This window comes from Streptomyces mutabilis (assembly GCF_014649815.1).
Lineage (GTDB): Bacteria > Actinomycetota > Actinomycetes > Streptomycetales > Streptomycetaceae > Streptomyces > Streptomyces mutabilis.
In genome coordinates, this window is the sequence record NZ_BMTT01000017.1 from 85,320 (window position 1) to 106,401 (window position 21,082).

The window sequence follows — 21,082 nt, forward strand, 5'->3', positions numbered from 1 at the left end:
GCGAAGCGCACACGGGCGGGCCGGACGGTGATCACACGTCCGGCCCGTCCTTCGTCAGCCGGGTGATCCCGGCGATCCGGTACGCGTCCGCCTCGTCCAGCGTCTCGTTGGCGAGCAGCGCCTCGGCGAGCGCGTCGAGCTGCCCGCGGTGGTCGCGCAGCGTGTGGACGGCCTCCGCGTAGCACTCGTCGACGACCCGCCGCATCTCGCCGTCGATGGCGTCGAGGGTCGCCGGGGCCGCGGCGAGCCCGTAGGCCTGCTGGGCGTCGCCCGGCAGCGCGGAGAGCCGGCCGACCTGCCGGCTCATGCCCCAGCGACCGACCATGCCGCGCGCGATCCGGGTGACCTGCTCGAGGTCGCTCTCCGAACCGGTGGTGATCACGTCGTACACCACCTGCTCGGCCGCCATCCCGCCGAGCGCGCCGATGATCCGCCCGCGCAGGTAATTTTCGGTGTACGCGTACCTGTCCGCGTCCGGCGTCGACAGCGTCACGCCCAGCGCCCGCCCGCGCGGCACGATGGTGATCTTGCGGACCGGGTCGGCGCCCGGCTGCAGCTTGCCCAGCAGGGCGTGCCCGCTCTCGTGGTAGGCGGTGCGCCGACGCTCCTCCTCGGGCATCACCAGCGGGCGTTCGGCCCCGAGCTGGACCTTCTCCAGGGCTTCCGAGAGGTTCGCCTGCGTCACCCGGTCCTGCTTCCGCTTGACGGCGAGCAGCGCGGCCTCATTGGCGAGGTTGGCGAGTTCGGCGCCGGTCATGCCCGGGGTCGTGCGGGCGACCTGGGCCAGGTCGACGTCGGGGGCGAGCGGGATCTCGCGGGTGTGGATCTCCAGGATCGCCTTCCGGCCGCCGCGGTCCGGCGGCGAGACGTTGACCACCCGGTCGAAGCGGCCGGGGCGGGTCAGGGCGGCGTCGAGGATGTCGGCGCGGTTGGTGGCGGCGACGACGATCACGCCCTCGGCCCCGGAGAAGCCGTCCATCTCCGTGAGGATCTGGTTCAGGGTCTGCTCGCGCTCGTCGTGGCCGCCCATGCCGGAGCCGCCGCCGCGGGTCCGGCCGATGGTGTCGATCTCGTCGATGAAGATGATCGACGGCGCCACCTTCCGGGCCTCGGCGAACAACTCCCGCACCCGGGAGGCGCCCACGCCCACGATCATCTCGATGAACTCGGAGGCGGACGCCGAGAAGAACGGCACGCCGGCCTCGCCGGCCACCGCGCGCGCGAGGAGCGTCTTCCCGGTGCCGGGCGGGCCGGACAGGAGGACGCCCCGGGGCATCTTGGCGCCCATGCGGCGGTAGGCGCCGGGGTTCTTCAGAAAGTCGACGACGTCACTGAGCTCACCCTCCACCTCGTCGATCCCGGCCACGTCCGCGAAGGTGGTGCGCTGTTTGCCGGGCTCCAGCTCGACCGGCTTGGGCGGCGCCTTGCGGCCGAGCATGCCGCCCGCCCCGCCGCCGAGGGCGCCCCGCATCCGCCGGGCGATGAAGATCCACAGCACCACCAGGAGCAGCATCGGTGCCAGCGCGATCAGCAGGTTGACCAGGAAACTGCGCTGCTGGACGACGGGTTTGGCGGTGACGGTGACGTTGTGCCCGGTCAGCTCGTCCCAGAGCCGGTCGTCCGCGAAGGTAGGCCGCTCGGTCGTGAACTTGGTGTACGTCCCGTCGCCCTCGGGGTTGTCCCGGGCCTTCTTCAGCTGGCCCTGGATCGCGTCGCCCTTGGCGTAGATCTTGCTGACGTTGCCCTCGTCGACCTGCTTGCTGAACTCCGTGTAGGAGATGGTCGGCTCGTCACCCTCGTTGAAGAAGGACAGCACGAGGTTGGCGATGAGGTAGACGATCAGCGCGGCGAGGACCAGGTTCCACCAGCCGCCGCGCATCCTCCTGCCGCCGGACGGCGGCTTGGGAGGCTCGTCGGGCGTGCCCTCGGTGCGCCAGGGAGGCTCGGGGGCCTTGCGCGGCGGGGCGGGGTTGGTCATACCGGGACGTTACGACAGGAAAGCCGCGCCGGCATGTGGGTGTACGGCGCTGGGGGCGCCCCCTCCGAGAAGGGGCGCCCCCAGGGACGTACGGACGAGGGCGTCAGCCCATGAACTTCTTGAACTCCTCCGGGAGCTCGAAGTCCTTGCCGCCCTGCTGCGGCAGGCCGAGGGCGCCGCCGTTCTGCGCGGCGGCGGCGCGGCGGGCGGCCTCCTCCTGCTCCTGCTGCTTGCGCTTCATCGGGTTGCCCGAGCGCTGCTTGCCCTTGCCCTTCTTCTGCTGCTTCTTCTGCCGGCCGGGGCCGCCACCCATGCCGGGCATCCCCGGCATACCGGGCATGCCGCCGCCCTGGGCCATGCGGGACATCATCTTGCGGGCCTCGAAGAACCGCTCGACCAGGTTCTTCACCGCGCTGACCTCGACGCCGGAGCCCTTGGCGATACGGGCACGGCGCGAGCCGTTGATGATCGTGGGCTCCTGGCGCTCGGCCGGGGTCATCGACTTGATGATGGCGGCCGTGCGGTCGACGTCGCGCTCGTCGAGGTTGTTGATCTGGTCCTTCATCTGGCCCATGCCCGGGAGCATGCCGAGCAGCTTGCTGATGCTGCCCATCTTGCGGACCTGCTCCATCTGGGCCAGGAAGTCGTCCAGGGTGAAGTCCTGGCCCTTCTTGGACGCCAGCTTGGAGGCCATTTTTTCGGCCTCTTCCTGGCTGAACGTCTTCTCCGCCTGCTCGATCAGGGTGAGCAGGTCACCCATGTCGAGGATGCGGGAGGCCATCCGGTCGGGGTGGAAGGCGTCGAAGTCCTCGAGCTTCTCACCGTTCGACGCGAACATGATCGGCTTGCCGGTCACCGAGGCGATCGACAGGGCCGCACCACCGCGGGCGTCGCCGTCGAGCTTGGAGAGGACCACGCCGTCGAAGCCGACGCCGTCACGGAAGGCCTCGGCGGTGTTGACCGCGTCCTGACCGATCATCGCGTCGACGACGAAGAGGATCTCGTCGGGGCTGACGGCGTCGCGGATGTCCGCGGCCTGCTGCATCAGCTCCTGGTCGATGCCGAGGCGGCCGGCGGTGTCGACGATGACCAGGTCGTGGACCTTGGCCTTGGCGAACTCGATGGAGTCCTTGGCGACCTTGACCGGGTCGCCCACGCCGTTGCCCGGCTCGGGCGCGTAGACCGCGACGCCGGCGCGCTCGGCGACGACGCTGAGCTGGTTGACGGCGTTGGGGCGCTGGAGGTCACAGGCGACCAGGAGCGGGGAGTGGCCCTGCTCCTTGAGCCAGCGGCCCAGCTTGCCCGCGAGGGTGGTCTTACCGGCGCCCTGCAGACCGGCCAGCATGATCACGGTCGGCGGCTGCTTGGCGAAGCGCAGGCGGCGGGTCTCGCCGCCGAGGATGCCGACCAGCTCCTCGTTGACGATCTTCAGGACCTGCTGGGCCGGGTTGAGCGCCTTGGAGACCTCGGCGCCCAGGGAGCGCTCCTTGACCTTCTTGATGAAGGCACGGACGACGGGCAGGGCGACGTCGGCTTCGAGGAGCGCGATGCGGATCTCGCGGGCCGTGGCGTCGATGTCCGCCTCGGTCAGCCGTCCTTTGCCCCGGAGGGATTTGAAGGTGGCTGACAGGCGGTCGGAGAGAGTATCGAACACGGCGGCGTAGGTCCTCGCGTCGGTGTTGGTGTGGGTCGCCCTCCAGGGTATCCGGCCCGGCAAGCAAATCGTCCCTGCCCGCTGCGGAGTGCGGGCAGGGACTGGATCCGGCGAGGCGATCGCAAGGTCACGCCCGCAGCACCTCCTCCAGCCCCCGGGCCACGGACGCCGCCTCCTCCACCGGCAACGGCGCACCCCCGCCCCCCGTCACATAGAAGGCATCCACCGCGTTCGCCCCCAACGTGCTCACATGCGCACTCCGCACCCGCACCCCCGCCCCCTCCAGCGCCCGCCCGAGCCGGAACAGCAGCCCCGGCGCGTCCTGGGCGCGGACCTCGATCACCGTGGCCAGCCGGGAAGCGGCCGGGGCGACCGTCACGCGGGGCGGAGGCGGCGCCACGCCCCGGCGCCGCGGGTAGGCGGCGTCGCGCTCGGCGAGCCGCGCGGCGATGTCCAGAGTGCCGTCCAGCGCCCTGCCCAGGTCGGCGCGGAGCCGGGTTACCTGCGGCAGGGAGCCGTACTCGGCGGCGACCCGCCAGTCCAGCAGCAGCACGGAGCCGTCCACGCCATCCGGCAGCGGCAGGGACCGCAGCTCCGCGGTGCGGACGGTCAGTCGGTGCACGGCCAGGACCCCGGCGACCGCGGGGAGCACGCCCGGCTGGTCGGGTACGGCGATCAGCAGCTCCACACCGAGCGGCTCCGGGTCGGCGCTCGGCACCGGACCGGCCGGCGGCTCGGTCTGGGCACGCAGGGCGAGCACCGGCCCGCCCGTGCGGAAGGCCTCGACGGCGAGCCGTTCCTGCTCCGCGGTGGGCGCGTCGGCCTCGGGCTCCGCGGGCGGGTCCCCGGCCAGGACCGACGAGACGCGTTTGACCAGGTCGGCGACGAGGGAGTCGCGCCAGGACGACCAGGCGGCCGGTCCGGTGGCCAGCGCGTCCGCCTCGGTCAGGGCGTGCAGCAGCTCCAGGGTGCCCTCCGTGCCGACCGCCTCGGCGACCGCGCGGACGGTGGCCGGGTCGTCGAGGTCGCGCCGGGTGGCCGTCTCGACGAGCAGCAGGTGGTGGCGTACGAGGGTGGCGAGGACGGCCGCGTCCGCGCGGTCGAAGCCGATGCGGGCGGCCACGTCCCGGGCGATGGTCTCCCCGGCCACCGAGTGGTCGCCGGGCCAGCCCTTGCCGATGTCGTGCAGCAGCGCGGCGACCAGGAGCAGGTCGGGCCGGTGGACCCGGCGGGCGAACCCGGCGGCGCGGACGGCGGTCTCGATGAGGTGCCGGTCGACGGTCCACACGTGCACGGCGTTGCGCTGCGGGCGGCAGCGCACCCGCTCCCAGTCGGGCAGGAGCCGGGTGATCAGCCCCTCGGCCTCCAGCGCCTCCCAGACCTGCACCGTGGGCCGGCCCGAACCCAGCAGCGTCACGAGCTGCTCCCGGGCCTCGGCCGGCCAGGGCACGGGCAGCGGCCCCGCGGTGGCCGCGAGGTGCCGGACGGCGTGCCGGGAGAGCGGGAGCCCGGCCTGTGCGGCGGCGGCAGCCGCGCGCAGCGGGAGCACGGGGTCGCGTTCGGGGCGCGCGGTGCGGGCGAGCACCACCTCACCGTCCTGCTCCACGACGCCCTCGGCGAGCGGGGAGCGCTCGGGGACGGGTTTGCCGCCGCCCAACAGGGCGCGCAGCCTCGGCCGCACGGAGCGCGCCCGCAGTACGCGTCCCACCTCGCGCCAGGTGACGTCCCCGGCGTACGAGATGACGCGCGCCGCCTCGTACACCTGCCGCAGCAGCGCGTCGGCGTCCAGCAGACCGAGTTCCGCCGCCACCTGGTCCTGCTCCTGCAACGCCAGCCTGTCGGTGGCCCGGCCCGTCGCCAGGTGCAGCGCGTCGCGTGCGTCGAGCAGTCGGCGCCGGGCGGCGGCGAGGCCTTCACGCGGGGCGTCGGCCAGCCAGGATGCGGCGACGGCACGCAGGGCGGTGGCGTCGCGCAGGCCGCCGCGTGCCTCCTTGAGGTCGGGTTCCAGCAGGAACTGCAGCTCGCCCTGGCGTTCGGCGCGCTCGGCGCACAGGTCGCGGAGCTCGGGGAGGCGCTTGGGGGCCTGGTTGCGCCAGTCGGCGAGGACGGTGGTGCGCAGCGAGGCGGTCAGGCCCAGGTCGCCGGCGAGGTGGCGGGCGTCCAGGAGGCCCAGCTGGACCTTGAGGTCCTCACCGGCCGTCTTCCGGGCCTCGGCCGGTGTGCGTACGGAGTGGTCGAGGGCGAGGCCGAGGTCCCAGACGGGGTACCAGAGGCGGTCGGCGAGTGCGGCGACCGCCTTGTCGTCGCCGCCGTCGTGCAGCAGGAGCAGGTCCAGGTCGCTGCGCGGGGACAGCTCGCCGCGGCCGTAGCCGCCGACGGCGACCAGGGAGACGCTCCGCAGCGTGCCGGCACCCGCGGCGAAGAGGCCGGCCAGCCACTCGTCGGTCAGCTCGGCGAGGGCGGCACGGCGCGGCGGCCCGGACCGAGCCCCCTCGGTGAGGAGGCGCAGCCGGGCCGCCGCGTAGCCGCCGGGTCCGGAGTCCTCTGCGTCCTTCGTCACGTCCCTACTGGTCACCCGGCGACTCCTGTTCCGTTGTCGTGCCTCAGGACTGCCTCACAGCGCGTCCGGACCGCGCTCACCGGTCCGGACCCGTACGGCCGCGTCGACCGGGACGGACCAGACCTTGCCGTCTCCGATCTTGCCCGTGCGGGCCGCCTTGACGACGACCTCGATGAGCTGTTCGGCGTCGTCGTCCTCGACCAGCACCTCGATGCGGATCTTGGGCACCAGGTCGACGGTGTACTCGGCACCGCGGTAGACCTCGGTGTGGCCGCGCTGCCGGCCGTAGCCGCTGGCCTCGGTCACGGTCAGTCCGTGGACCCCGAAGGCCTGGAGGGCCTCCTTGATCTCGTCGAGCCGGTGCGGCTTGACCACGGCGGTGATGAGCTTCATGCGTCCACCTTCTTGCTCTCGGCCTGGGCAGCGGTCGCGGCGGCGGCAAGGGGTGCGGTCGTCCGCGCTGCGCCCCCGCCGGCGCCGCTGAAGTCGTACGCGGTCTCGGCGTGCTCGGCCTGGTCGATGCCGGCCACCTCGTCGTCCTCGGGGACCCGCATGCCGATCGTCTTGTGCAGGATCAGGGCGAGGATGGCGGAGACGACCAGGGAGTAGGCGAGGACGCCGAAGACACCGGCGCACTGCTTCCAGAACTGGTCCAGGCCGCCGCCGTAGAAGAGGCCCTCGACCTCGGACTGGCCCTTGCCGGTGGCGAAGAATCCGACGAGCAGGGAGCCGAGGATGCCGCCGACGAGGTGGACGCCGACGACGTCGAGGGAGTCGTCGTAGCCGAACCTGTACTTCAGGCCGACCGCCATGGCGCACAGCGCACCGGCGATGAGGCCGACGGCGATCGCGCCGAGCGGGGAGACCGCGCCGCCCGCCGGGGTGATGGCGACCAGGCCGGAGACGGCGCCGGAGGCGGCGCCCAGCGTGGTGAAGGCACCGTGGCGGATCTTCTCGTAGGCGAGCCAGCCGAGGACGGCGGCGCCGGTGGCGACCTGCGTGTTGACGAACATCAGCGCGCCGACGCCGTCGTCGTTGCCGAGCCAGGAGCCGGCGTTGAAGCCGAACCAGCCGAACCAGAGCAGGCCGGCGCCGAGCATGACCAGCGGCAGGCTGTGCGGGCGCATCGGGTCCTTCTTGAAGCCGACCCGCTTGCCGATGACGAGGATCACGCCGAGCGCGGCGGCACCGGCGTTGATGTGTACGGCCGTGCCGCCGGCGAAGTCGATGACGCCCAGCTCGAAGGCCCAGCCGCCGGCGCCCCACACCCAGTGGGCGACCGGGAAGTAGACGATCGTGGCCCACAGCGTGATGAACAGCGCCCAGGCCGTGAACTTCACCCGGTCCGCGAGGGCGCCGCTGATCAGGGCGGGCGTGAGGACGGCGAACATCAGCTGGAAGACCAGGAAGACGAAGACGGGGATGGTGTAGCCGTCCCAGAGCTCGGTCAGGCCGATGTCGCTGAGGCCGACCCAGTCGGAGTTCCAGCCGACGACGCTGCCGGTGTCCGTGCCGAACGCCATGGAGAAGCCGTACAGGACCCACAGGACGGTGACGATGCCGAGGCTGATGAAGCTCATCATCAGCATGTTCAGGGTGCTCTTGACGCGGACCATGCCTCCGTAGAAGAAGGCCAGGGCCGGCGTCATCAGCATCACCAGGGCGGAGCAGATGAGCATGAAGCCCGTGTTGGCGGCAGAGAGCTCCGTCTCTGCGGCGAGCGTGATGGCTGGAGCCATCGGCGTCTCCTCGTCGTTGGTACGGCCCCGTGCGGGCGAAGCCTGAGCGGTATGAGGGGTGGGCCGGTTATGCGCCAAGAGATTGGCGCAGCGCGGTTTCGGTGGACGCCCCTCGTTGTTTCGCCGCCGTGACGAAGACGCTGTGCGTGTTACGCGTGAGTGAACAGCCGGCTCGCGGGCCGGGTCACGGATATCGTGACGCGTCCTGGCCGACCACGGCCGCAACCGTTCATTGAGCAACCCCTCCGGCGAGCAACCAGGACCGCCCGAGTGGCGCCGGCTCAGGCGCAAAGGGGTCCGGCCGCGGCGGCCTCCGGATGACCTGGCATGGGGGAGCCGAGTCGGGCAGTTCGGGAGGGCCGGCCGCGGCCGGGGCTCGTGGGTGTCAGACCGCCTCGGCGGTCTCCGGCAGTTCTTGTGCGAGCCGTTCGGTGAGGTCGATGACCTCTCCCAGGTCACCGAAATCGCGTACGGCCGTGTCGACGGTCTTGCGGATGCGGGTGTTGACGCGTTCGGAGCGGACCTTCTTGGCGATGCCCATGGCCTGGACGGCCAGTTCGGTGCTCCGCTCGGGCTCCCGGCGCAGCAGGTGCACGGTGGCCATGCCGATCAGGTTCAGGGCGTAGGACCGCTGGTGTTCCTGGTCCTCGGCGAAGAGCTCCACCGCGCGGCGCATCAGGGGCTCGGCCAGGGAGGCGTACGTGGGGCTGCGGCCGGCGACGTAGGCGAGGTCCCGGAAGGAGTGGCTGTTCTCTCCGTAGAGCTCGGCCTCGGAGAAGAAGCGGATCCAGTCGGGGTCCGGCTCGTCCCACTCGTCGGCCTCGGCGAAGGTGTCCTCGGCCATGCGCACCGCGCGCTTGCAGCGGCCGGGCTGGCCCATGTTGGCGTAGGCGCGGGCCTCCATCGCGTACAGCATCGACTGGGTGCGGGGGCTGGCGCAGTCCCGGCTGCCGTACTGCGCGAGGTGGATCAGCTCCAGGGCGTCGTCGGGCCGGCCGAGGTGGATCATCTGGCGGCTCATGCTGGAGAGGATGTACGAGCCGAGCGGCCGGTCACCGGCCTCCTTGGCCGCGTGCAGGGCGAGGACGAAGTACTTCTGCGCGGTGGGCTGGAGCCCCACGTCGTACGACATCCAGCCGGCCAGCTCGGCGAGTTCGGCGGCGACCTTGAACAGCTTGGCGCGGGTGGCTTCCCCCTGGGGCTCCTGGAGGAGGTCGGTCACCTCGTGGAGCTGGCCGACGACCGCCTTGCGGCGCAGGCCGCCGCCGCACTGGGCGTCCCAGCGGCGGAACATCACCGCGGTGGACTCCAGCAGGTCCAGCTCCGGCCTGGACAGGCGCCCGCGCGCGCGTGAGCCCGGTGCGGAGTCGCGCCCGGAGCCGGCGGCCGGGGGCGAGGGCACGAGCCAGCGCTGCATGGGCTCGATGAGGGACGGGCCCGCGGAGAGGGCCAGCGAGCTCCCGAGGAAGCCGCGCCGCGCCAGCATCAGGTCGCTGCGCGAGAACTCGCTGAGCAGGGCCACGGTCTGCGGGCCCGTCCAGGGCAGGTCGACGCCGGTCGCCGAGGGGGCCGGTCGGGAGGCGCGAAGGCCCAGGTCCTCCACGGAGACGACGACACCGAAGCGCTCGGAGAACAGCTCGGAGAGGATGCGCGGGATCGGCTCGCGCGGATTCTCGCCGTCGAGCCAGCGGCGCACGCGCGAGGTGTCCGTGGAGATGTGGTTGGCGCCCAGCTGACGGGCCCGGCGGTTGACCTGGCGGGCCAGCTCGCCCTTGGACCAGCCGCTGCGGGCGAACCAGGAGGTGAGCAGCTCGTTGGGGCGCTTGTCAGCGTGCGAGGCGCTTCCCGCGCTCGTACCGCTTCCGCCGTTGCCGCTCACTGGAACGCCCCCATCCCTGGAACCACCTGTCGCCGAGTGCGCCAAGCCCTATCAGAATGCCGGTGGCCGGGGCTCTCCGTCCGACGGTTGCCGCCCTTCGAACGGAAAGCCGAGTTGCCTCCGGCATACCCACGAGTGCATGTGCCCCACGGCTTCATGCACACAAAGTAATCCTACGATCACCCGTCCAGCCATGGCGATTGCAGAATCGCCACCATTCGCCACCCCTTCGAATGAACTCGTGTCGGCCTGCGCACGATTCACTTGACATAGGCCAACAGGAGTCGGCGCCAGGGTGCGCACCGGGGCGCGCGCGGGCCGGTCCACCACCCGGAACGCTTCAGGACGCTGACTGAACCGCGCCACACTGGGGAGTTGGAAGCAGAGAGTCACGTTTCGCGTCCGCTGCGTAACCGCGTTGCGTCGGACCCGTTGGAGGGGGCATGGGCTTCACGATCGGCATCGGCGGCACTCGGGGCATCCGCGACATCCGGTCCGGCGTGCGCCGCCGCGGTCGCGCATCGGAGTGCACCGCGGTGGCCGAATTCACCGGACTGTGGGGCTGGGCCGTCGTGCCGGGCGCACGGGCGGCCGGCGGCGCGTGCTCCTGCGGGCGGCACGACTGCCCGGCGCCGGGCGCGCATCCGCTGGACTTCGCGCCGGAGGTGCCGGCCGGGGCGACCCTGGGCGAGGCGAGCGAGGCCTGGACCCAGTTCCCGGGCGCCGCGCTGATGCTGCCGGTCGGGCGCCGGTTCGACGTGATCGAGGTGGCCGAGGCCGCCGGGGTCAGAGCGCTGGCCCGGCTGGAGCGCATGGGCCTCCCACTCGGACCGGTCACGGCGACCCCCCAGGGCCGCGCCCACTTCTTCGTCGCCCCGGGCGCCGTCACCGAGCTGTCCGGGCTGCTCTACCGCATGGGCTGGGACGACCCCTCCGCCCTGGACCTGCGCGGCCTCGGCCCCGGTACGTACGTCACCGCCCCGCCCTCCGACCGCGGTGGCCTCGGACCGGTGCGCTGGCTGCGCCCACCGGCCCTCGACTCGGCGACGAAGCCGCCGGAGGCCCGGCTGCTGCTGGGGACGCTGGCCTACGTCGCCCATCGTTCGAGGCCGTAGGACACCGGACCCCGGACCGGGCACCGATCGGCGGAGCACTCGACGGACGGTCCGCGGAGCGGCCCGCGCCGAGCGCCCCGAGGGGCCCACACGGCGTCACGCGCCGCCCCGCGCGCAGTGCCGCACGCACACACGGCCGGCGCCGACCGCGCGCACCCGCGTCCGCGAGCACATCGGGGCACCGGGCGATACGGCGGCCGGCGCGCGGCACCCCGGCCCCGGTTCCGGCAGGGACAGCCCTCCCCCGGTCACCGGGCATGGCGACCGCCGCCCGCGCTCCCCCCCGCGTACGACGAAGCGCCCGTCCCCCGAACTCCGGGAGCGGGCGCTTGCGCTCGTCACGCCGCGCGACGGCGTCACTCGCCGATGAGGGCATCCACGAACGCCGCCGGCTCGAACGGCGCCAGGTCGTCCGGGCCCTCACCGAGCCCGATCAGCTTGACCGGCACACCCAGCTCGCGCTGGACCGCGACGACGATGCCGCCCTTGGCCGTGCCGTCCAGCTTGGTCAGCACGATGCCGGTGATGTCGACGACCTCGGCGAAGACCCGGGCCTGGATCAGACCGTTCTGACCGGTGGTGGCGTCGAGCACGAGCAGCACCTCGTCCAGCGGCGCGTGCTTCTCCACGACCCGCTTGACCTTGCCGAGCTCGTCCATGAGGCCGGTCTTGGTGTGCAGGCGGCCGGCGGTGTCGATGAGCACGACGTCCGAGCCGATTTCCTTGCCCTCCTTGACCGCGTCGAAGGCGACGGAGGCGGGGTCACCGCCCTCCGGGCCGCGCACGGTGTGGGCGCCGACCCGCTCGCCCCAGGTCTGCAGCTGGTCGGCGGCGGCGGCACGGAAGGTGTCGGCGGCGCCGAGGACCACGCTGCGGCCGTCGGCGACCAGCACACGGGCGAGCTTGCCGGTGGTGGTCGTCTTGCCGGTGCCGTTGACGCCGACGACCATGACGATACCGGGCTTGCCGTTGGGCGGCTCGGTCTTGACCTCACGGTCCATATCGGGGCCGACGAGGGTGATCAGCTCCTCGCGCAGCAGGCCGCGCAGCTCTTCGGGCGTGCGGGTGCCGAGCACCTTCACCCGCTCGCGCAGTCGCTCGACCAGCTCCTGGGTGGGCTGCACGCCGACGTCGGCGGTGAGCAGCGTGTCCTCGATCTCCTCCCACGTGTCGTCGTCGAGGTGCTCCCGCGAGAGCAGGGTGAGCAGGCCCTTGCCCAGGGCGTTCTGCGAGCGGGAGAGGCGGGCACGGAGCCGGACCAGACGGCCGGCGGTGGGCTCGGGAACCTCGATCTGCGGGATCTCGAGCTCTTCGACGACGGGCGGCTCCTCGACGGTGGCGGTGCCGCCGTCCGGGAGGTCGACCTCCTCTATCGTCCGGCGCGGTTCGTCGCGCGGAGTCTCGGCCTCTTCGCCGACGCGCGGCTCGGCCGGAGGGGCGGTGATGTCGGGGGCGGCGGGGGGCGGCGGAGGCAGCTGCTTCTTGCGGCGGCTGCCCACGATCAGCCCGCCGAGCGCGCCGATCACGACCACGGCGATGACTACAGCAAGGATGACGATTTCCATAACCCGTCCAGTATCAGCCATGGACCTCCGGGACAGTCCGCTTGTGGCTTCCTCCAAAGGACATAGGCCACTGGAAGGAGGGAGTCGGATCAAAGTACGATGGTAGAGGCCACGTCAACGCGCGTAGAGTCCCGACCGCCCCTCTTCTCCCACGATCGAGGCACGGACCCCCCACATGAGCAAGACCGCCGAGACCGAAGGCGCCTTGGAAACCCGCGGCATCGAGCAGGTGCCCGACCATGAGCGCACCGCCCGGACCCGCGAGCTTTTCCCGACCTGGGTCGGCGCCAACATCAGCGTGCTGCTGCTCACGATGGGCGCGAGCCTCGTCGTGGCGTACCGGCTCAACTTCTGGCAGGCCCTGGTCGTCGCGGCCGCCGCGCCGGTCGTGTCGTACGGCCTGGTGGGGCTGATCGGCATCGCCGGCAAGCGCGGTGGCGCGCCCGGCATGGCCCTCTCCCGCGCGGTGTTCGGCCAGCGGGGCAACCTCCTGCCGGGGTCGCTGATCTGGATCGCCCGCTGGGGCTGGGAGACGATCAACGCGGTGACCGGCGCGTACGCCGTGCTCACCGTGCTGGACATCGTGTTCGGCGTAGAGGCCAACAGCGTGCTGGACATGGTGACGCTGCTCGCCTTCGTGGTGGCCACGTTCGCGATCTCCGGACTGGGCATCAACGCCGTGCAGAAGTGCAACAAGTACGCGACGTACCTCTTCGGCGCCTTCTCCGTGCTCGTGCTGGGCTATCTGATCGTCGACACCGACTGGTCCGCGGTCTTCGACCGGTCCGCCGGCTCGGTGGCCGCGATGATCACCGGCGTCGGCCTGATCGCGGCCGGTGGCGTCAGCTGGATCCCGTCCGCGCCGGACTTCACCCGGTACCTGCCGCGCACGGCCTCCTCGAAGGGCATCGTGGGTGTCACGGTGGCCGGTGCGGGCATCGTCGTGCTGCCCATGGTGCTGATGGGCATGATCATGGCCGTCTCCACGCCGGACCTGGCCTCGGCCGCCGACCCGGTCTCCTTCCTCGGCGAAATCCTGCCGACCTGGATCGCGGTGCCGTACCTGCTGATCGCGCTGATCGGCATGCTGCTGATCAACTCGATGTCCATGTACTCGGCCGGCTTCACCGCCCAGACCCTGGGCTTCAAGATCCCGCGCCACTGGGCGGTCTCGGTCAACGCGGTCATCTCGCTGTTCTTCGGCGGCGTGCTGATGCTGGTGGCGACCAGCTTCATGGGGTCCTTCATCGCTTTCCTGTCGCTGCTCGCGGTCGCCTTCTCGGCGTGGGTCGGCGTCTTCGGCGCGGACATGCTGCGCGGGCGGGAGTACGACGGCGAGGCGATGGCGGACACCACGCGCACCAGCGCCTACTGGTACCGGGGCGGCTTCTCACCCGCCGCCGTCGTCGCCTGGGCGGTGGGTCTGGTCGCGGGCCTGATGTTCACCACGTCCGACTGGCTGACCGGTCCGCTCGCCACGAACAACTTCGTCGGCGAGTACGGGCTGGGCTGGGTGGCCACGGTCGTGATCTCCGGTCTGCTGTACGCGGTGCTGCCGAAGCCGGCGCTGGTCGTACCGGCGGCGTCCGCGGAGCAGTCCGAGCGGACGGCCGACACCGTGACCGTCTGACCGACGCCGGCGCCCCCGCCGACGCCCCCGCTCCCCGTCGAACGCCACGGGAGCGGGGGCGTCGTCGTATGCGCGCACGTACCGCGGCGAGAGGCCGTCGCCCGCTCGGGCCGCGCGGCGATTGCCCGCACCCGTGAGTCTCGACGTGGAAGTGGTCGTCCGTGGGCCGAACGGGGAGTTCGACGTGCGTCGACACTTGAGGGAGCCAACGACTCGGCCGGGTCCGAGTCTCGACGCCGGCAGGTGTGGGGGTCTCAGGCGGTGCGTTCGCCGGGCGCCCGCTTCCTTCCGATGCTCGGCAGGGAGTGGGAGGAGGTCGCGCCGGAGGACCTGCCGCTCCTGCTGGACGAGGTCCTCCGGCCGTGCGCCCACCGGTAGGTGATCGGCGCCGCGGTGGGAGTGCGCCCGGGTACGACCGGCGACCGCCTGGACGACATCGAGGCGGCGACGCCGCATGCCCGGCACATCGGTGCCGGGGTCCTCATCCGGTGGCCGGAGCCCGGCACACCGCCGCCCCCGGTCCGAACGGTGACGGACCGGGGGCGGCGGACGGTACGGGGAGAGGGGCAGCGGGGACTTGGCCCGTCTCCCCGGGTTCGGGGTCGGGCGGTCAGCCCATCTCCTCCAGGGCCTTGCCCTTCGTCTCCTTCACGAACTTCAGGACGAAGGGGATGGAGAGCGCGGCGAAGATCGTGTAGATCACGTAGGTGCCGGACAGGTTCCACTCGGCCAGCGACGGGAAGCTCGCGGTGATGGCCCAGTTGGCGATCCACTGCGCTGCGGCGGCCACGCCCAGCGCGGCGGCACGGAGCCGGTTCGGGAACATCTCGCCGAGGAAGACCCAGACGACCACGCCCCAGGACAGGGCGAAGAAGAGCACGAACAGGTGGGCGGCGATCAGCGCGACCCAGCCCTGCGTGGCCGGGAGCTTGCCGTCGACCAGGTCGAAGGAGAAGGCCCAGGCCTCCAGCGCCAGACCGATGACCATGCCGACCGAGCCGATGATGGCCAGCGGCTTGCGGCCGACGCGGTCGACGAAGATCATCGCGATCACGGTGCCGACGATGTTGATGATCGATGTCGTGAACGAGTAGAAGAACGACTGGGTCGGGTCGACGCCGACCGACTGCCACAGCGTCGAGGAGTAGTAGAACGCGACGTTGATGCCGACGAACTGCTGGAAGACCGACAGGCCGATACCGATCCAGACGATCGGCTTGAAGAAGAAGCTGCCGCCGAGCAGGTCCTTGAAGGAGGACTTCTCCTCGCGGTGCATCGCGTGCTCGATCTCGGCGACGCGGGCGTCGAAGTCCACGTCCTTGCCCTCGACCTCTTCGAGGATCTGCTTGGCGCGCTCGTGCTTGCCGACCGAGACCAGGAAGCGGGGGGACTCCGGAATGGCGAAGGAGAGCAGCCCGTAGAGGATGGCCGGGATGACCATGACGCCGAGCATGACCTGCCAGGCCTCCAGGCCCATCAGCTCACCGCGCTGGTCGCCGCCGGCGGCGTTCAGCAGACCCCAGTTGACCAGCTGCGAGACGGCGATGCCGATGACGATCGCGGCCTGCTGGAAGGAACCGAGCCGGCCGCGGTAGGCGGGCGGTGAGACCTCGGCGATGTAGGCGGGGCCGATGACCGAGGCCATGCCGATGGCGAAGCCGCCGATGACGCGCCACATGGCCAGGTCCCACAGTGCAAAGGGCAGTGCGGAGCCGACGGCGCTGACGGTGAAGAGGATGGCCGCGATCTGCATGCAGCGGATGCGGCCGATGCGGTCGGCGATGCGGCCAGCGGTCGCCGCGCCGATGGCACAGCCGATCAGCGCGATGGCGATGACCTGGGCCAGCACCGCGGAACCGACGTCGTAGCGGTCCCGGATGGCCTCGACCGCGCCGTTGATCACGGAACTGTCGTAGCCGAAGAGGAAACCGCCCATCGCGGCCGCCGCCGCGATGAAGATGACGTGCCCGAGATGTTCGGGGTGAGCCGTCCTGGCTCCTGATGTGGATGCCTGCGATGTGCTGGCCACGTGTACTCCTCGGGCTACCGGCAACGCTGCCGGGGTGGTTCGCCTTCGAGGTGCCATTGAAAGGGACCTGAAGGTAAAAGCAACGTTGCAGAGACTATGCCTTCAAGTTTCGAAGTCAATAGGTCGAGAGGTGTGAGTTTGGAGATGCGTTGACGGGATACTCGTTCAAGACTTGAAGTAAGTGCCGCTTACCAGGCCAAGTGAACTAACGCAGCCGCTGGCTGATGACCTTCGACACACCGTCGCCCTGCATGGACACGCCGTACAGCGCGTCGGCGACCTCCATCGTGCGCTTCTGGTGCGTGATCACGATCAGCTGCGAGGCCTCCTGCAGTTCCTGCATGATCCGGATCAGCCGCTGGAGATTGGTGTCGTCGAGCGCCGCCTCGACCTCGTCCATGACGTAGAAGGGGCTGGGCCGCGCCTTGAAGATCGACACCAGCATCGCCACGGCGGTCAGCGAGCGCTCCCCGCCCGAGAGCAGCGAGAGCCGCTTGACCTTCTTGCCCGGGGGCCGGGCCTCGACGTCCACGCCCGTGGTGAGCATGTTGTCGGGGTCGGTGAGGATCAGTCGCCCCTCACCGCCCGGGAACAGGCGGCTGAAGACGCCCTCGAACTCCCGGGCCGTGTCCCGGAAGGCCTCGGTGAAGACCTGCTCGACGCGCTCGTCGACCTCCTTGACGACCTGGAGCAGGTCGGCGCGGGTCTTCTTCAGGTCCTCCAGCTGCTCGCTGAGGAACTGGTGCCGCTCCTCCAGCGCCGCGAACTCCTCCAGAGCCAGCGGATTGACCTTGCCGAGCTGCTGGTAGGCGCGCTCGGCGGCCTTCAGTCGCTTCTCCTGCTCGGCGCGGACGAAGGGCCGCGGGCGGTTGCGCGGGTGCTCGGGATCCTCGGGGAGCACCTCGCCCTCGGCGGGGGGCGAGGGCGGCACCATCTGATGGGGGCCGTAGTCGGCCGCGAGCCCCGCCGGTTCCACACCGAGCTCCTCCAGCGCCTTGGTCTCCAGCTGCTCGATGCGCAGCCGCTTCTCGGCGCCGAGTACCTCGCCCCGGTGGACTGAATCCGTCAACTTGTCGAGCTCCGCCTTGAGGTCGCGCCCGGCGGTGCGCGCGGCGGTCAGCTCCTGCTCCCGCCGGGCCTTGGCGGCCTCCGCCGCGATGCGCTCCTCGTCGGCACGGGTCAGGGAGACCTCTACGTGCGCGAGCAGCTGCCGGGCGCCGGCGGCGACCGCCTCGGCGACGTTGGCCTCGTGGCGGAGCCTGGCCCGGCGCTGTTCGGCACGCGCGCGTGCCTCACGTTCGGCGCGGGCGGCCCGGTCCAGGGAGTCGGCGCGTCCGGCGAGGCCCTTGACCCGCTCCTCGTGGGTACGGGCCTGGAGCCGGGCCTCCATCTCCGTCTGGCGGGCGTTGGCCCCGTCGGCGGCGAGCCGGTCCCGTACGGAGGTGTCGGGCTCCTCCTCGACCGGCATCTCCTCGGCCACGGCGAGCCGCTCGGCCAGCTCCTCGACCTCCCTGAGCGCCTTGTCCAGCGCTTCCTGCGCCCGCGCGGCCGCGGCGGCGGACCGTTCCGCCTCACCGGCGGCGCCCCGCGCCTGGCCCGCGAGCCGCCCGAGCTGCTGGGCGACGGCCGACTTCTCGCGATCGGCGGCCCGGCGCCGCTCCCCCAGCTCCTCGACGAGCGCGGCGCGCTCCCGGCGCCGCTCGACGGCCGCGGTCTGCGCTCCGGCCAGTTCCTCGCACCGCACGCCCAGCTCCGCCAGCTCGGCGGCGGCCTGGTCCACGGACGCCTGCACCTCCAGCAGGCTGGGCGCCCCGGCCGACCCGCCCTGCGCGAAGTACGCGCCCAGCAGGTCGCCGTCGGCGGTGACGGCGGTCAGCTCCGGGTGGGCGTAGACCAGGTCCTCGGCGTCCTCCAGGGTCGCGACCACGACGATCCCGCGCAGCAGCCGCCGTACCGCGGGCATCAGCTCGGCCGGGCCCCGGACCAGGTCGGCGGCGTACCGCGGCCCGCCGCTCGGGCGCTCTTCGGCTGCGTCGTCGGGGGCGCCGGCGAGCAGCAGGGCGGCCCGGCCGGCGTCCTGCTTGCGCAGCAGGCGGATGGCCTCGGCGGCGGCCGCCGGGGAGGTGACGGCGAGGGCGTCGGCGGCGGCGCCGAAGGCGGTGGCCAGGGCGACCTCGTGGCCGGGCGTCACGGTGAGGAGTCCGGCGGCCGGGCCGAGCAGGCCGGTGAGCCGGTCCTTGGCGGCGAGCACCGCGCCGGTGCCGTCCTTGCGGCGCAGCCCGAGGGCGAGGGCCTCGTGGCGGGCCTGTGTCGCCGCGCGCTCGCGTTCCGCCGCGGTGGCCGCCTCGCGGGCCGCGCTGAGGGCGGCCTCCGCCTCGGCCAACTGCCGTTTGGCAGTCTCGTGCCGTTCGGCGAGTTCCTGGTCCTCGGCGTCGAGGCCGTCGACCTCGGCCTGAAGCGCCTCGTACTCCTCCTGTGCGGCAGCGGCCCGTTCCCGGGACTCGTCCCGTGCTTCGGCCAGCCGCTCGATCTCGGCCTGGGCCGCGGCGGCGCGGGAGCGGGCGGCGCCGACCTGGCCGCTGAGCCGGGCCAGTCCCTCACGGCGGTCGGCGATGGCGCGGGCGGCGTCCTTGAGGCGGCGCTCCTCCTGGGCCAGCTCGCGTTCGAGTTCCGCGCGGTGGGCGACCGTGTCCTCCAGGGCGCGTTCGGCCGCCTCCAGGGCCGCTTCGAGTTCCGCCTCCTGCTCGCGGACGCGGGCGGCCTCGCGCTCCAGCTCCTCCGGGTCCCGGCCACGGCGCTCCTCGGGGGGCGCGGAGGTGGCGCTCTTCACTCGCGCATCGGCCAGCGAGATCGTGCCGCGCACCCGCTCGGCGAGCTGGGACAGCTCGTACCACGTCTGCTGGGCACGCTGGAGACGCGGGGTGAGCCGGCGGACCTCGTCCTCCAGGTCCGTCTCACGGCGCAGTGCCTTGCCCAGTTCCCGCTCGGCGGCCTCCTTGCGCTCCTTCAGCGCGGCCTCGTCGGCGATCTCGGCCCGCAGCGCCTCGCGCAGTCGTACGAGGTCGTCGGCGAGGAGGCGCAGTCGCGCGTCCCGGAGGTCGGCCTGGATGACGGCGGCCCGGCGCGCGACGGCGGCCTGGCGGCCGAGCGGCTTGAGCTGGCGGCGCAGCTCGTCCGTCAAATCCTGCACCCGGGCGAGGTTGGCCTGCATCGCGTCGAGCTTCCGGAGCGCCTTCTCCTTGCGCTTGCGGTGCTTGAGGACACCGGCGGCCTCCTCGATGAAGGCGCGGCGGCCCATCGGATCGGCGTGCAGGACGGAGTCGAGCTGACCCTGTCCGACGATGACGTGCATCTCGCGGCCGATGCCGGAGTCGGAGAGCAGTTCCTGGATGTCGAGGAGGCGGCATGTGTCGCCGTTGATCTGGTACTCGCTGCCGCCGTTGCGGAACATGATCCGCGTGATGGTGACCTCGGCGTACTCGATGGGCAGGGCCCCGTCGGAGTTGTCGATGGTCAGCGACACCTCGGCCCGGCCGAGCGGCGGGCGGCCGGTGGTGCCGGCGAAGATGACGTCCTCCATCTTGCCGCCGCGCAGCGACTTGGCGCCCTGTTCGCCCATGACCCAGCTGAGCGCGTCCACGACGTTGGACTTGCCCGAGCCGTTGGGACCGACCACGCAGGTGATGCCCGGCTCGAACCGGAGGGTGGTCGCCGAGGCGAACGACTTGAACCCGCGCAGGGTCAGGGCCTTCAGGTGCACGCCGCCGGACTCTACCTTTCGCGGCTGTCTCACTCCATGAACCGGTGAACCGCCGCGGTTTCACGGGTGAACGTGCAGGGCACATCAGACGTTGAAGAGGGTGAAAGGATGCGCGGGGCAGGGCCGGACGGCGGAGGCGCTGGGACGGGGGAAGAAAGAAGGGACGCCGAAGCGTCCCTTGCAGACTCTGACACTGGAGCGGTGGTACGGGTGGGCCCGACCACTGCCGTGTCGTAGTGGAGCGATGCAGTGATCAGGTGAGCGCAGGCTCCGCCTGGTGTGCGTCAACGCTCTCCATGCTCTCCATGATCCTGTTGTGAGAAGCGGCAGCCGCCAGCGCGTCCTTCTCCGCCTGGATTCGTCCGAGTTCGGATTCCAGGTCCTGGACACGCTGCTGGAGCCGTCGCATCTCGGCGAGGAGTCGCGGGTCGGAGCCGCCGACGTAACCGAGAAGCGCCTTTGCCATGATGGATGGTCCTCCACAATGAGTGACCGACCGAAGCGGTTTGGGTCGTGTAGGAATAGCACCCGCGGTGCTTGGCACTATGGAGTTTTTCCTGCCGTTCAACCATGCCAAACAGCTAAGGTGCGCGGGGCTTTCAGCGTCTCACCAAAAAGTTTGACGGTCAACACGATCACGCCCCGTATCGGCGGGCACCCGGGGGCACGCGGCACGGAAACGGCGGCGCGGCGACTCCTGCGGGCCCCTGGGGGCGTGGCGATCATCCTGGGGCGGGAGCCTGCCACGAGGACCCCGTTCCTGGCAACCACCTGCTCCTTTTCTCTTCGAGTCGTCCCCCGCGAGCCCCGCGCCGGTCACCGCGGCTCGCCCGACCGGCCCGGCGTCAGCGAATGGCGAAGCCCTCGTAGCCGCCGCGCGGTGTGTCCCAGATCTCGGTGACGCCGTCAACGCACCCGGGCGTGTCGTCACCGCGCAGCCACTCCAGGAGTCCCTCGCAGCGCTCCCTCGGGCCCTCCGCGACGACCTGGACCCGCCCGTCGGCCAAATTGAGAGCAAAACCACTCATCCCGCCGAGTTCCAGGGCCCTCGCCCGCGTGAACCAGCGGAAACCCACACCCTGGACCTGTCCGCGCACCCACGCGACCAGCCGCACATCCTCGCTCATGGGTGCAAGCTAACCAGTCAATGTCTCGCCGGACACTTCACCCCCT

At 71.6% G+C, this 21,082-nt stretch carries 13 protein-coding genes; 2 read left to right on the top strand and 11 right to left on the bottom strand.

The window, feature by feature from the left end:
* Positions 1–31: 31 nt before the first annotated feature.
* The 6 genes from ftsH to nsdA all read right to left on the bottom strand — a co-directional run bounded on the left by ftsH (position 32) and on the right by nsdA (position 9,810).
* Positions 32–1,978, bottom strand: coding sequence for an ATP-dependent zinc metalloprotease FtsH (ftsH, locus tag IE142_RS27770; protein WP_191888297.1), 1,947 nt, complete (start codon positions 1,976–1,978; stop codon positions 32–34).
* A 103-nt stretch (positions 1,979–2,081) separates the two neighbouring features.
* On the bottom strand, positions 2,082–3,632 hold the full coding sequence (gene ffh, locus IE142_RS27775) for a signal recognition particle protein (protein ID WP_191888298.1): 1,551 nt from the start codon (positions 3,630–3,632) through the stop codon (positions 2,082–2,084).
* Between the two features lie 127 nt (positions 3,633–3,759).
* Positions 3,760–6,207 (bottom strand): [protein-PII] uridylyltransferase, encoded by a 2,448-nt coding sequence (locus tag IE142_RS27780; RefSeq protein ID WP_191888299.1) that lies wholly within the window; start codon positions 6,205–6,207, stop codon positions 3,760–3,762.
* A gap of 39 nt (positions 6,208–6,246) precedes the next feature.
* The gene (locus IE142_RS27785) at positions 6,247–6,585 is read right to left on the bottom strand and encodes a P-II family nitrogen regulator (protein WP_191888300.1); all 339 of its coding nucleotides are present in this window, start codon (positions 6,583–6,585) and stop codon (positions 6,247–6,249) included.
* On the bottom strand, positions 6,582–7,931 hold the full coding sequence (locus tag IE142_RS27790; protein ID WP_191888301.1) for an ammonium transporter: 1,350 nt from the start codon (positions 7,929–7,931) through the stop codon (positions 6,582–6,584). The genes IE142_RS27785 and IE142_RS27790 overlap by 4 nt, the downstream gene beginning before the upstream one ends.
* A gap of 385 nt (positions 7,932–8,316) precedes the next feature.
* Complete coding sequence (nsdA, locus tag IE142_RS27795; protein ID WP_191888302.1) at positions 8,317–9,810, bottom strand: transcriptional repressor NsdA; 1,494 nt, start codon at positions 9,808–9,810, stop codon at positions 8,317–8,319.
* 443 nt (positions 9,811–10,253) lie between these two features.
* On the opposite strand from nsdA, the gene IE142_RS27800 reads away from it, so the two are divergent.
* Entirely contained in the window at positions 10,254–10,925 is a 672-nt protein-coding gene (locus tag IE142_RS27800; protein WP_191888303.1) for a bifunctional DNA primase/polymerase, read from the top strand.
* Between the two features lie 356 nt (positions 10,926–11,281).
* Here the strand turns inward: IE142_RS27800 and ftsY are convergent, their stop codons facing one another.
* The gene (gene ftsY / locus IE142_RS27805; protein WP_191888304.1) at positions 11,282–12,490 is read right to left on the bottom strand and encodes a signal recognition particle-docking protein FtsY; all 1,209 of its coding nucleotides are present in this window, start codon (positions 12,488–12,490) and stop codon (positions 11,282–11,284) included.
* 175 nt (positions 12,491–12,665) lie between these two features.
* Between ftsY and IE142_RS27810 the strand changes: the two genes are divergently transcribed.
* Positions 12,666–14,120, top strand: coding sequence for a cytosine permease (locus IE142_RS27810; RefSeq protein ID WP_191888305.1), 1,455 nt, complete (start codon positions 12,666–12,668; stop codon positions 14,118–14,120).
* Positions 14,121–14,730: 610 nt separating this feature from the next.
* Here IE142_RS27810 and IE142_RS27815 read toward each other — a convergent pair.
* The 4 genes from IE142_RS27815 to IE142_RS27830 form a co-directional block, all read right to left on the bottom strand.
* Positions 14,731–16,149: a sugar porter family MFS transporter gene (locus IE142_RS27815; RefSeq protein WP_191888306.1), complete on the bottom strand. Its 1,419-nt coding sequence runs from the start codon at positions 16,147–16,149 to the stop codon at positions 14,731–14,733.
* A gap of 205 nt (positions 16,150–16,354) precedes the next feature.
* A complete protein-coding gene (gene smc, locus IE142_RS27820; protein WP_191888307.1) occupies positions 16,355–19,909 on the bottom strand; it encodes a chromosome segregation protein SMC in 3,555 nt (1,184 codons plus the stop codon).
* A 253-nt stretch (positions 19,910–20,162) separates the two neighbouring features.
* Complete coding sequence (locus tag IE142_RS27825) at positions 20,163–20,375, bottom strand: hypothetical protein (protein ID WP_043379467.1); 213 nt, start codon at positions 20,373–20,375, stop codon at positions 20,163–20,165.
* Positions 20,376–20,754: 379 nt separating this feature from the next.
* On the bottom strand, positions 20,755–21,036 hold the full coding sequence (locus IE142_RS27830; protein WP_191888308.1) for an acylphosphatase: 282 nt from the start codon (positions 21,034–21,036) through the stop codon (positions 20,755–20,757).
* Between the last annotated feature and the right edge of the window lie 46 nt (positions 21,037–21,082).